The organism is Desulfuromonas acetoxidans DSM 684 (assembly GCF_000167355.1).
In the GTDB taxonomy this organism is placed as follows: domain Bacteria; phylum Desulfobacterota; class Desulfuromonadia; order Desulfuromonadales; family Desulfuromonadaceae; genus Desulfuromonas; species Desulfuromonas acetoxidans.
Window position 1 is genome coordinate 16,587 of sequence record NZ_AAEW02000017.1, and the last position, 12,949, is coordinate 29,535.

At 48.8% G+C, this 12,949-nt stretch carries 7 protein-coding genes; 1 reads left to right on the top strand and 6 read right to left on the bottom strand.

What is annotated here, in order from left to right:
- The first annotated feature begins 110 nt into the window (after positions 1-110).
- Positions 111-1,238: a sensor histidine kinase gene (locus DACE_RS13270; RefSeq protein ID WP_006002043.1), complete on the top strand. Its 1,128-nt coding sequence runs from the start codon at positions 111-113 to the stop codon at positions 1,236-1,238.
- A gap of 40 nt (positions 1,239-1,278) precedes the next feature.
- Here the strand turns inward: DACE_RS13270 and DACE_RS17520 are convergent, their stop codons facing one another.
- The 6 genes from DACE_RS17520 to DACE_RS13300 all read right to left on the bottom strand — a co-directional run bounded on the left by DACE_RS17520 (position 1,279) and on the right by DACE_RS13300 (position 12,888).
- A complete protein-coding gene (locus DACE_RS17520) occupies positions 1,279-7,188 on the bottom strand; it encodes a PAS domain S-box protein (protein WP_006002045.1) in 5,910 nt (1,969 codons plus the stop codon).
- Positions 7,127-7,429, bottom strand: a complete 303-nt coding sequence (locus tag DACE_RS18200) for a response regulator transcription factor (RefSeq protein ID WP_155809134.1) — start codon at positions 7,427-7,429, stop codon at positions 7,127-7,129. The genes DACE_RS17520 and DACE_RS18200 overlap by 62 nt, the downstream gene beginning before the upstream one ends.
- Positions 7,430-7,446: 17 nt before the next feature.
- Complete coding sequence (locus DACE_RS13280; RefSeq protein WP_006002046.1) at positions 7,447-8,601, bottom strand: response regulator; 1,155 nt, start codon at positions 8,599-8,601, stop codon at positions 7,447-7,449.
- 14 nt (positions 8,602-8,615) lie between these two features.
- Complete coding sequence (locus tag DACE_RS13285; protein WP_006002047.1) at positions 8,616-10,391, bottom strand: ATP-binding protein; 1,776 nt, start codon at positions 10,389-10,391, stop codon at positions 8,616-8,618.
- Between the two features lie 473 nt (positions 10,392-10,864).
- On the bottom strand, positions 10,865-11,743 hold the full coding sequence (locus DACE_RS17525) for a hypothetical protein (RefSeq protein WP_006002048.1): 879 nt from the start codon (positions 11,741-11,743) through the stop codon (positions 10,865-10,867).
- 209 nt (positions 11,744-11,952) lie between these two features.
- Entirely contained in the window at positions 11,953-12,888 is a 936-nt protein-coding gene (locus DACE_RS13300; protein WP_006002049.1) for a peroxiredoxin family protein, read from the bottom strand.
- Between the last annotated feature and the right edge of the window lie 61 nt (positions 12,889-12,949).

Consider the following 12,949-nt stretch of genomic DNA (forward strand, 5'->3'; position numbering starts at 1 on the left):
TGAATGTTCAGCATTGACTTGGCATTGATAAAGCAAAAGTTGAGGGTTTTAAAACCACTGTGTTTTTGGATGGAACGGGCAGATGTAGAGAGTTAATGAGGGGTTTTTTAATGATTGAAACGAACTTTGCTCCGGCTCGGCGTTTGACTCAGGAAGAGCTTGCCAGCCAATTGAAGGTTATCAGTGATAGTGAGGTTGTGTCGGTTTTGCTGAACTCGGTGGGGGGGTTGTTCGCAATTGTGAATGAGCAACGCCAGGTTTTGTCTTTGAACGACAAGTTCATAAAAATGCTCGGTATCACTGATCCTTACGAATTCTTTGGCTTACGTCCCGGTGAGGTGTTGCATTGTATCCACTCTGACGAAATGCCCGGCGGTTGCGGAACGTCAAAATCCTGTTCCACCTGTGGTGCGGTGTTGGCCATGCTTTCAAGTCTGAAAACAGACCAGGCTGCTGAGGAAACCTGTGCCCTGACCATGAAGGCTGAGCAAGGATGTAACGAATTGTATCTGCGCATCAGATCTCAACCGATTCGGATCGAAGGCTATCGACTGCTGTTTCTTTTTATTCAAGATATTACCGTTGATCAGCAACGCGCCGTTTTGGAGAAAACGTTTTATCACGATATCAACAATTTACTCAATGGACTGTATGGTGCCAGCAATCTTCTTTTACGCGGTAAAAGTATTGAGAAGTACAGTCAGGTGATTCATAACTTGAGTGAACGACTCATCAAAGAGGTTGAAGTGCAGAAAATGCTTTCAAAGCATACTGCCGAGGCCTCATTGCAAAAGACAGACGTTGCAACGGATAATCTTCTAGCTGAAATTCGTTCTTTTTACAGTCATCACCCCGCCGCTGAAAAAACACATCTTGAGATTGTTACGAGTGAGCAGAATGTGCATGTGTACAGTGATGTTTCTCTTGTGATGCGCGTACTTTGTAACATGATCACCAATGCACTCGAAGCGAGCACTGATAATGAAGTGGTGAAGGTATGGATGTCGAAGGTGGCAGACCGGGTCATCTTTCATGTGCACAATAATCAGGTTATTCCGAAAAATGTTCAGTTACGTCTTTTTGAAAAGAATTTCAGCACGAAAACTGATGAAGGACGCGGTCTGGGAACCTATTCAATGAAGTTGATCGGCGAGAAGTTATTGGGTGGAAAGGTCAGATTTATTTCTGCGGATCCCGAGGGAACCACCTTTACCTTTTCCTTGCCGGTGATGGACTGAGATCTCAGGTTCCTTCGCTATTTAATACCGTATCATCAATTTACGAGTCGTTGTTTTCAGTGCCGCGGTGATGTTTTTGCAATGACTTGATGTGTGGAGCACTGCTCGTCATCAGCACATTCAACAACTCTGCGGCTTCTTGAAACGCAAAAGAATCGATCATTCTTCCCAGGTGAATGGCTTCTTTACCAAAAGTGTTATTGATCTGGTTACGCAGTTCCGCAAACAGGCTGGCTGCTTCCAGGTCATCGGTTAGGAGAAATCTCTCCAGGGCTTCGAGTTGTGGTTTCAGGTTGGCCCATTCTTCTGGCGCCGGTGATGAGTTGATCGGAAGGTTGTTTAACGTTTGTTCTAGCGGGACAAGTTGCTGCTCTAACGAGTCAATATGGGAGATAACCGACTTTTCAGGTTCATTCTCTTTGAGACTCATCTCGACCTTTTGAGCCAGTTTTTGAATCTGGATGAGACCAACAGTACCGGCAACACCTTTTAACGTGTGGGCCATGCGTTGCGCGTCATCAACGTCACCCGATTTGAGAAGGGTGCGAATCTTGTGTGCATCATCGGTATGTTCCTGGCCGAAGCGTTGCAGGAAATCGATCAGACGTTGCGGTTTTCCCAAGACACTGCGCAAGCCGGCTGAATAATCAAAACCCGGAATGGATTCGGGGGTAAAGGATGCTGGTTCCGGTAAAAGATTTGCCTCAGTTGACTTGCTGGAAATTTTGAGGCCAGCCTCTGGTTCCGGCAACCATTCAAGCAACATTTTATAGAGCAACTCCGGGTCAACCGGCTTGGCAATATGGGCATTCATCCCGGCTTCCGAGCAGTTTTTCTGGTCCTCTTCAAAAGCGTTGGCAGTCATGGCAAGAATTGGCGTGTTTTTACAGCCTGGGAGTGTTCTGATTCGGCGGGTTGCCTCAAGACCGTCCATGACAGGCATCTGAATATCCATCAAGATAAGATCAAAGTCGTGCTGACGGGCTAGCTCGACGGCCTCAAGGCCGTCCTCTACAACCTCGACATTTAGCCCTAGACTTTCCAACATTTCCAGAGCGACCTCTTGATTTAGCGGATTGTCCTCTGCCAGCAGCAGATGTTGTCCGGCGTGGTTGTTCAGCTTCCTTTCCAGATGACGCAGGTTCCCGTTTGTTTCGCCTGGGTGTTGATTGAGGATCTCTTCTAATGAGGTTTTGAGTGACACAGGGGTAATCGGTTTGGCAATGAAACCGATAAAGCCATACTTTTTCAGAATCTCAGAATTTTTGAGATGGGTGCCACTGATTAGGATCAGTTTGGGAGGAGCTGTCAATTTTTCACTGAGGATCAGCTGAGCCGCATCAAGCCCATTTGTTTTAGGCATTTCCCAATCCATCAGAACCAGTTCAAAAGGGGTGTGTGTATGGTCCGCCATACTGACGGCCCCAACAGCTTCCAGGCCTCCAGAGACGGCTGTTACACTGCACTGTAACTGGGTCAGCATGTAAACCAGTATCTCCAGTGCTTCGGGGTGATCGTCGGCAACGAGGACTCTGGTTCCTGGTGGTATCGGTTGATAATTGTGCTGGTCTTTGCGGTTAACGACTCTGCCAAAGGGCAGATCCACCCAGAATTTACTTCCGCTGCCGGGCTCGCTTTTCACGCCGATCTCTCCGCCCATCAGGTCCGTTAGTTTTCTTGAGATGGCCAGTCCCAGACCTGTTCCGCCAAACTGGCGCGTTGTTGATCTGTCTCCTTGTTCAAAGGCTTCAAACAGATGGCGTTGTTGCGCCTCTGTCATACCGACTCCTGTATCACTGACCGTGAAGCGAATCCAAATGGTGTCGCTCTCTTCGCCGAGCTGTTCGGCATGAAGAGAGATGCTGCCGTTGGTGGTAAATTTGACTGCATTTGCAGCAAAGTTGAGCAGAATCTGTCCCAGACGGAGTCCATCACCGTGAAGATACTGGGGAAGGTCAGCGATGTTGGTGATAAATTCAAGCCCCTTGTCCACAGCTTTTTCCGACAAAAGGGAACGGACCGTGTCGATGACATTCTCCAGCTCAAAATCCATGGGCTCGAGGATCATTTTGCCCGCTTCTATTTTTGAGAAATCGAGAATGTCGTTGATGATTCTCAGAAGATGTTGAGCGGCGTCAGAGACTTTTTCCAGTTGTCCTACCTGTTGTGGGGTCGCATCGCGTTTAAGCAGATGGGCCAGGCCGATAATTGCGTTCATGGGTGTGCGGATTTCATGGCTCATATTGGCCAGAAAAGAGCTTTTTGCTTGGTTGGCTTCTTCGGCACTTTCTTTAGCGAGACGCAGAGCTTCTGCGGCTTCTCGTTCTGCGGTGACATCGTCAAACATGGATACAAATGTGTTTTCCGCTCCTTCAAGCTGGAGCTTTTTAGCTTTGGAGCGGGCCCAAAAACGGCTGCCGTCTTTGCGACGCAACAGGATATCCCCTGAACTGTATTCTCCCAGTCTGGCCATAGCTTCTTTGACCTGTTCCCCTACCTTAAGGTATTGGGAATCGCTGGCATACCAGACACGCGTTGACAGGTTGAGCATTTCACCGGGGCCATACCCGAAGATCTCTTCCATGCGTCGATTACAGCGAATGATGGTTCGATCTTTGATCTGAGCGATGCCGCTGCTAGCCGCATCAAAAATAGCCTGCAATTTCAAGTTACTCTGTTTGAGCTCTCGTGTGCGGTTTGCGACCATATCCTCAAGTTGCTCAAGGACTTGTGTCTTTGCCTGTTCGCTTTGCTCGGCCCGTTGTTTTGCCTCAAGAAGCTCTGCTTCATGTTGCTTGGCCTCTGAAATATCTCTGACGATGGCAACAGCATGCCAAGATGCATTTAACTGCACCGCTGAGAGGGACAGGGCAATGGGGATTTCTCGTCCATCTTTACAAATTGCGCTTAACTCAACGGTTTTGTTCACAGCGGCTCCGGTGCCGCTGCGCAAAAATTCAGGGAAGGCGCTGAGGTGTGATTTAATATGTTTTGGGGGGGCTAATAGTTCGTGTAAGTTCCGGCCGAGCGCTTCTTCTGCCGCGTAACCGAAAATCTGCGTTGCCGCCGGATTCCAGTAACTGATGGCGCCCTGTGGGTCCATCATCAAAATGGCGTCGCTGGCGGAATCGGTAATACAGCGCAGGCGTTCTTCACTCTGCAACAGTTCCTGGCGACTGGCTTCGGCTTCACGATTCGCCTGCAGCCGTTCCTGGGTCAGCAGTACCATGCCTAATTGATCGGCGACCTGACAACCGAAGATAATCTCATCATGTTCCCAGTGGTGTTCGCGGTTGACGTGTTCAAAGCAGATCACGCCGCGGTGACGTCCCGCCGAGATGATGCTGCAGTCGAGCATTGCCGTGATATTCAGTGGTTGGAGATAACTTTCGCAATAACCTTTGGTGCGTGGGTCGGCACATGGGGTATCGGCATTGACGTAGCGGGCCTGCTTGAGCGCCTGCAATTCGTCTTTGAATTTCTCTTCAGACAGGACCATGCCCCGACTATGTTGTTGTGGGCTGAGCTCGTAGAGTGAGATACAGTGCAGTTCGGTTTGATCTGTATTGTAGAGCCAGACAGAAAGCCGTTCAATACCAAGCTCCGTGGCCAGCATCTCTGTTGTTTTGTAAGAGAACTGGTCGAGATCGCCCTCGATGGCAGCAGGCAACAAGGTGATTCCGCCCAGCAGCTGACTCTGCATGCGTAGACGTTCCACTGTCTTTTTCTGATCGCGTAAGCGTTTTTTCTGTTCGGTAATGTCATGCCAGGAGGCGGCAAGCATCTGCCGACCGCGGAATGTAATACGCCGCAATGTCATGAAGACATCACGCACTGAGCCGTCTTTGCAGCGATGTTGGGTTTCAAAGTTAATTTTTTCACCCGCCGCGACTCGTTGGCTTTTCTCTTCAAATTCTGCTGTTTTTTGCTCTGCTTGAATATCGATAACGCTGAGCAGGGAAAACTCTTCTCGGGTGTAGCCGAGGGCTGTGGCTGCGGCATCGTTGAACTCTATAAATTCCCCGGTTTCAATATCGGTAAACAGAACGCCATTGGTCGTTTGCGAGAACATGGTGGCAAGCAGTTGATGCTGTTCCTCAAACGAAGCGATGGTGGAGTGGCGATTGGCAACATCGCAGATTCGTTTGAGGATGGCATCAAGCAGTGACCGCTCTTCCGCAAGAAAGACTCCCTCCTGTTCCTGGGGCTGTTCTTCCCGGTAGACAATGGTGATCACCACCGGAACATCCGTCAATGTTACTGCGTTGGCACTTTGTTGCCACGGGGTTTCCTCAAACGCCGCTGTTGTAAAGATCTGGTCAGCAAACTTAATACGCGCTTCGGTTATTTGCGGGTATTGCCAACCGGCTGGCAGACGTTCGACAACGTTCTGTAAGACGTTCTCAAGCGGTTGGGTGTTATCTTCTGTTAACGCAAAAATATCATAGAGGCAGGCTTGTTCCTTGATGCGCTCTTTTAATTGGTGATGTTCAGCAGCCAGTTTCATCTTTGCTTCGGTCAATTCCGAGAGGTCTATCCAGATGCCACTGATGCACGTTTTACCGTCAATTTTAAGGATTCTGACTGAAATCCTCAGATGACACAGAGAACCATCTTTACGGCGGTGATCGGTTTCAAATTCGCCGCCATTCGTAGCGATCAGCTCGGCAATATGTTGCTCAAGCTCACTTGCAGAACGGTTGGCTATGATATCGTAAAGTGTCATGTTGCTGAACTCTTCACGACTGTATCCGAGCATGCGACAAGCCGAATCATTGAACGTTATAAATTCCAGGGTACTGCAGTCTGCGAGCAGAATCCCGTTGGGAGACTGCTCAGCGATTGTGGCAAGAAACTCTTTTTGGGAGTGTTGCCGAAACTGTTCTTTCTGGAGGCGCTGTTCCGCATTGATTCTGGCAATAAGGTTGCGGTGAAAAGAGAGCACTGCGCCTGCCAAAGGTTTGAGCAGGTTTTTGTCATTTGAGTTGAGTGTTTCAATTTGCGGCAGGTTATCAGGGATGTTGTCAACGGTAAACTCTCCCAGAGCTGTGGCAATCTGGCCGAGTTGATTGGATAACCGGCGCGTCAACAGTTGCCAGATCGGCCACAGAAAAAAAAGACTGACAATGATGGCAACGGTCACTTTTTTCAAAAAACGTTGAAAGTCTTGTTTTAGTTCCAGATCGTGAATGTTGATGTGTTCATCAACACGTGCAACCAGTGTGAGAACTGATGCGTGAAGGTCAAAATAGTGCGTGTTGGCAAGCTCAATATTTCGTATTGAAGAGGCGGGCGTGTCTGTTTCGATAACCGCGGCAATAGATTGTTTATACGCCAGATAATTGCTCTGTACATTCTGAAGTAAGGTGTTGATCTGTTCATCATGAATCGCCAGATCGCGAAGCGCTATAAGTTGCGCGTCCAAATTGTGTAATGCTCTCTGCTGGACTTTTTTCGGCAATTGAGGGGCCTTGGCGGACATCTGCTGCAGTACGATAAGGTCGTTCTGGAAAAGAATGAGATGCTGTCCTATTTGCGAATGAATGGATTGTTCTTCAGAAAGCTGTTTCAGGTCGGTTCTCAGCGTATAGTAAAACGTTCCGGTCAAGATCAGGGAGATCGTGGCGGTAAAGAGAACCGGGAAAAAAAATAAGTGCTGAAGCTTGTTTGTCATCTGTTTCATGGCAATACCGAACGTTTTATAGAAAAGGTTATCCCCGTCACCAATGACGCTGTTTACGGCAATGGTTCCACTGTGGCGGCGCATGTTGTCGGCATAAATGGAAAGGCCCAGGCCTGTGCCGAGACCAACGGGATTGGTGGTGAATAACGGATCAAATATTTTATCGATGACACTTTGCGGCATGCCGCAGCCGGTGTCACTGATCTCAACACAAATAGTGTGGGCATCCGACCCGGTGCAGATGGTGATCCGCCCCTGAGCCTCCATGGCTTGTACCGCATTGACCAGCAGATTGAGAAATACTTGTCCCAGTTGTAGGGGAAAGCACTGGCATGAGGGGATCTCCTGAAGGTCCAGTTGAACCGTGACAGTATATTTCTGTCTGCAGTTTTTTCAGCGCTTTTTCACCGTTGGAGACACCCGTAACTTGATGTTCTTTGTCCTGCCGATTCAGTTCCAGCAGGTTGCGGGTCATGTTGTCATCATCGGCAATCAAGATGGTTGCCATAAACCTCTCCCTGCGGGTTATTCCTCTGTATTGGCAAACTCGTTGGCAATCGCAACAAATTGATCTTGTAAAACAACGAACGCGTCAACAACATCCGGGTCGAATTGTTTTCCACGCTCTTCGCGGATGATGGCGATGGTCTCTTCCATGGGAAAAGGCTCTTTGTAGGGGCGTTTGCAACTCAGGGCATCAAAAACATCCACCAGGGTCATCAGTCGTGCCGGAATCGGAATGTCTTCACCAGCCAGATTGTCCGGATAGCCGGTACCGTCCCAACGCTCATGGTGGTGCATGGCGATTTTGCATGCGATGTCGAGAAAAATCAGAGACCCTTGGCTTTCCGCATCTTTTTTATCGTCGGGATGGGCATCCAAAACACGTTGTGCTGCTTTGGCCAGAGCGTCACCGCCAATTTTGCTGTGAGTTTTCATGATCTCAAATTCGTCAGGAGTCAGGCGTGCGGGTTTCAGCAGTATTTCATCGGGAATGCCGACTTTTCCGATGTCGTGCAATGGTGCGGCTTTGGCGATCAGTTGCCGATCCGATTCACTTAGCTCCGCTTGGAAGCGTGGATGATCTTTGAGCTGCTCCATTATCAGCACCAGGTAGGTTTGGGTGCGCTGAAGGTGATAGCCCGTTTCCTGATCACGTACTTCCGCCAGAGAGGCCAGGGCATACAAGGTGACGTCCTTGATCAGTTCGTTTTCCGCCATGCGTCGCCTGACCTCTTCTTCAAGCCAGGTATTTTGATTCTGTAGTCGATCACGTGATTCCTTTAATTCCAACTGGGTTTGGGCCCGCGCCAACAGAATCGCCGGTCGGATCGGTTTGGTCACATAATCCACCGCCCCCAGAGCCAGACCGAATTCCTCGTCTTGATCGGAATCCATGGCCGTGACAAAAATAACCGGGATTTCTTTGGTTGCCGGGTTCGCTTTGAGTTCACGCAGAACGGCGTAGCCATCCATTTCAGGCATCATGACATCGAGAAGAATCAGGTCGGGACGTGGCTCACTTGCTGCGGCTTTGATCGCACGTTGCCCTGAGTTGGCCACCCTGACACGGTAGTCACTCTGCAAAACTCCGCCAATAACCTCTAAATTTTCGCGGATATCATCCACCACCAGAATGGTTTTGAGCATTTGGTCGATTTTTTTTTGACCTGTTTGCACGTCATTGTTCTCCTCTATTTAGGCAATGGTGCCAGCCATCGGACCAGTGTTTTAAACAGTTGCTCCGGATCAACGGGTTTGCTGATTACATCCTGCATCCCTGCTGCCAGACAATCTTTTTTGTCTTCGACGCTGGCGTTGGCTGTCATGGCCAGAATCGGTAGTGAACTGTATTGAGGCAGCTTTCTGATCTGTTTTGTCGCTTCAAGCCCATCCATTACCGGCATCTGGATATCCATAAGGACCAGAGCAAATTCACTTTTACCGATATCCGTGACGGCTTGGGCACCATTGTCGGCAATTGTGATGGAAAGACCGACATCTTCCAGTATATCCAAGGCAATTTCCTGATTAATTTTGTTGTCTTCTACCAGCAGTATTTGTTTGCCGCGATAGAACTTCTTCAGCACTGCTTCTGCCGTTTCCGCTGGTTCCTGAGTGTTTTTGGACGTGCCGTTTTCATTTTTCAGCCGGGCGGTAAACCAGAACGTGCTTCCCAGTCCCACAGTGCTTTGGACTCCTGCTTCTCCCTCCATCAATTCAGCGAGGCGACGGGTCAGAGCCAGACCAAGTCCAGTACCGCCATATTTACGGGTTGTGGATGTCTCAGCCTGGGCAAAGTTTGAAAATAACAGAGGCAATTGTTCTGTTGCTATGCCGATTCCGGTATCCGTTACTTCAATACGCAACAGGGAGACCGAGGGACTTTCTTCAGTCACGCTGGCGCGAAAGGTGATGGCACCTTGCTCTGTGAATTTGATGGCATTGGTCAAGTAGTTGAGCAGCATTTGCTTGAGCCGAGTCGGATCGCCATGCAGGCGGCCTCTGAGATTCTCGCATTCAACTTTCAGGTCGAGACCTTTTGCCTCGATCTGGCCGTCAAGCATGCTGATGGTTTCTTGAACCAGACTGGGAAGATTGAGTGGGACCGATTCGAGAACAAGTTTTCCCGCTTCGACTTTTGATAGATCCAATGTGTCATTGATGACCGACAACAGGTGCTGAGAGGCATCCTCAATTTTGTCGACCCGGAAGGCCTGCTTCTCTGTCAGGCCGTCTCGCTTGAGAAGGTGGACCATCCCAATTACTGCATTTAACGGTGTGCGTATTTCATGGCTGATATTGGCGATAAAAACACTCTTAGTCTGATTTGCCACTTCGGCCCCTTCTTTGGCAAGGCATAATGCCTGATGGGTGTCCAGGAGCTTTTTTTCAGCCTGTTTGCGTCGACTGATCTCTTTAATCAGTTGTACGGTGTGGCTGGCCAGACGTTCATACATCGACAGCACTGTTTCAATGACGATCTTTGTTGTACCGGTCATCTGTTCATCGGCAATGCGCTTGGCCTCTTGTCGGGAGCGACCGGCGCGCATCTCTAAAACGGCCTTGGCCAATCGTTTGTCTGTATCGATAATGTGCAGTGCCAGCCAGTTGGTCAGAAAAGCGACAATATCGGCGACGACATCATCAAAGCACCTGTCACTTTTCTCCCCTTTCAGGCGCTTCACTTCAACAACAAACTGGGCATGAGTTTCCTGATGGTCTATTACCCAGGGATCGTCATCAAGCGCCTTATGCCAGATCTCCTCTTCGGTTTTGAAATGGATGAGCGCGTACGATTTCAATTCATCAAAAATCGTATTCAACGTCGGAGCTTGCGATTGAAACGCCAGATGACTTACCAGCAGATTGAGGAGTTCAACAAGGCGTTGGTGTTGCCGATCAATTTCGAGAATTCCGGTGTCAAAATTTTTGTCCCAAGGGAAAATTTCGATTTTATCTAAATGCATTCGGCCTCTCTGGAATTCGCACCGGAGTCTGTTCTATAAATTATAGCTCTGATCAAGTGCTTTTCCATATCTGTTCTCTATTTTGTTAGGAAAATTGTTTTGCCAATCAGTTAGTTTTGCATAATTAGCTTTGCGGGTGTATTGGTTATTAATTACGTGCATTACTTATTAAAGCAATGCACGTGCCATGAAAAGTGATGGCCGGGAACTGATTGTTTTATCGAAAAAAATAATGGTGCAGGTCTCAGGGGTGGCCAGAAAAGGCTATGCAAGAACGAATAGAAAATGCGTTGTTTTTTTGAATTAAGTTTGTGTTTTAAGCAGGTTGTGGCTGATTTGTCCAAAGGCATACTATAACAAATGTTATACCCCCCTTTAGCTGTAGGCCGGTGTGTTTTAACGGTGGAGAGTACAGATGGGGGGCAGGCCGGTTGTGGTGGCGCGCCATGCCCCCCTCATCTCGTCGCATGATGTTATTTTATAGATCTCGTCTTACCGGCACTGTCGTAACCACGTCGGTCATAGCCATCGCGATCATAGCCGTTGCGGTCGTAGCCTTCATCGTCGTAACCATCTCTGCTGTAGCCTTCTTCATCATAGCAAAATTGGTCGTATCCTTCGCTGTCGTAGCCCTTTATTTCCTCGCCATAACGGCTGTACCCGCGATTATTGTAAACGTCTTTGGTGGAATCGCTTTCATCGTAGCCATTTCGATCATATCCCCAGTGGTCATAGCCGTATTGGTCGTAACCGTCCTGATCGTAGCCATTCTTATCGTATTGTTGGTCATTGGCATTGATTCGGTTGAGTTGGGTCGCAAGCGGATTCGTGTACGCGTCTGATGGCGATTGGATCTCGGGGTTGTCGCCGCGCTTATTATAGCCCCGCCTGTTGTAACCACAGCGGTCATAGCCATGGATATCGTACCCCTGACGGTCAAAGCCGAAGATGTCGTAACCGTAAGTGTTAAAGTGAGTCCCGGTGTCGCGGCTGTTCTTATGACGGTCCCAGCCTTGTTTGTTCCAACCCGTCTTGTCGAATCCCAATCGGTCATAGCCGTCGCGGTTGTATCCCGTCTGATCAAAACCTGCATGGTCGTAGCCTGCAGAATCAAAATAAGTACCAGTCATGCGGTGGAGATGGTCCCGGTTCCAGCCGGATTGATTCCAGCCCAGGTTGTCAAAACCCTCTTGGTCATATCCGGCGGAGTCATAGGGTGTTTTGGTGTGTGAATGGATGCCATTGTCGAGATAAAATCCTCTGTCGTCAACCGGGTGGATCAGCGTGCAACTGGTCACAAGGAGCGTGGCCAAAACGATAATCAGGGGATTGAATGAGGGGAGCGTGAGCATGATATATCCCTTTCAGCACAGCCTCTGCATTGTCAAGGAACGAGAGGTCTCGCTGATTTTTCTAAAGGTCTGTTTGAACCGAGGCGATGATCTGTTGGCCATGTCTTTGGTGATGCGCATTCCGTATCAGAGTCACTGTGCTGCGCTGTTTTTCTATATCATGTTCATTTATTTTAATAAAGCTTTCATCCGTCGTCTTTTTTAACGGGTTACAGATGTTGCGCAAATGTTTTCAAGGCATTAGTCAGCAACCTTTGATCTCCTTGCTTGCGATATTCAGCCAAAATCGTGAGAAACTGTTTGTTCGTAGCGGAAGGGATTTCCAACTCCTCCATCAGATTGATGTAAATGGCTTCGAGTGTTTCGTTCTCGGTCAGGGGCCGGGATACGGCTGTTTCCATTGCCAGAGCCGCCATGGGATAATCGTTAAAATCATGGAGAAAAATCATGGTTAACAGAGCCAGGCTTTCCGGCTTGCTTTTGGAGCAGTCAATGACTTTGACAGCTAACTGTCGGGCCAATTCCTGTTCATCGGCAAATTTAGCGACAGCGGCATAGGCTTCAAACAGACCGGCACTTTTCTTGAGATCCTGCTCGTTGCTCATCTCCTGTTGAAAAGCCTTGGCATCATAATTGTTGTCTATCACCGCCTGTAAGGTCACTTCAAGACCATCGGCCGGGTGGCCGTGCCAGATGATCTCCCCCTGATTGTTGAGGATAAAACTGTAGGGAATGGTGTTCTCGCCTAATGGCTCCATGAATGTTTTGTAGAGCGTGTTGTTTTGATCAATCCCGATGGCGTAGCTGAGGCCACCTTCAAACTGGGAGGTGAACGCAGTCAATGTGTCCTTGTCCTCATCAGATAGAGCGATAACTGTGACTCCTTGATCGCTGAACTGGTTGTTGATACGACTTAGATGGGGGGCAAACGCTGTGCAACCTGAGCACCAGGTGGAGAAAAATTCCACAACCGTTAATTGCGGGTTGTTGAGTGCTTTAGTTGCCGCCTCTTTCCCCTGCACCCATTCGCTAACAGTGGTTTGCACTGCCTGGGCAGGAGCTTGGGCATAAACTGAGCTGATCATGCCGAGGCCGAGCAGGAAACATAACGCGATCGATGACACTCCGGTTTGAATTTTTTGCATGGTGTTCTCCTTTGTAGGATAGATTTCGATACGTTGGAAATCGTGTTATTTGATTTGTCGT

What these genes read in the sequence shown, in the direction of transcription:
- DACE_RS18200 (WP_155809134.1), bottom strand. Translation starts at nt 7,429, where the DNA reads ATGGCAACCATCTTGATTGCCGATGATGACAACATGACCCGCAACCTG.
- DACE_RS13300 (WP_006002049.1), bottom strand. Translation starts at nt 12,888, where the DNA reads ATGCAAAAAATTCAAACCGGAGTGTCATCGATCGCGTTATGTTTCCTG.
- DACE_RS17520 (WP_006002045.1), bottom strand. Translation starts at nt 7,188, where the DNA reads ATGGAGGCTCAGGGGCGGATCACCATCTGCACCGGGTCGGATGCCCAC.
- DACE_RS13285 (WP_006002047.1), bottom strand. Translation starts at nt 10,391, where the DNA reads ATGCATTTAGATAAAATCGAAATTTTCCCTTGGGACAAAAATTTTGAC.
- DACE_RS17525 (WP_006002048.1), bottom strand. Translation starts at nt 11,743, where the DNA reads ATGCTCACGCTCCCCTCATTCAATCCCCTGATTATCGTTTTGGCCACG.
- DACE_RS13270 (WP_006002043.1), top strand. Translation starts at nt 111, where the DNA reads ATGATTGAAACGAACTTTGCTCCGGCTCGGCGTTTGACTCAGGAAGAG.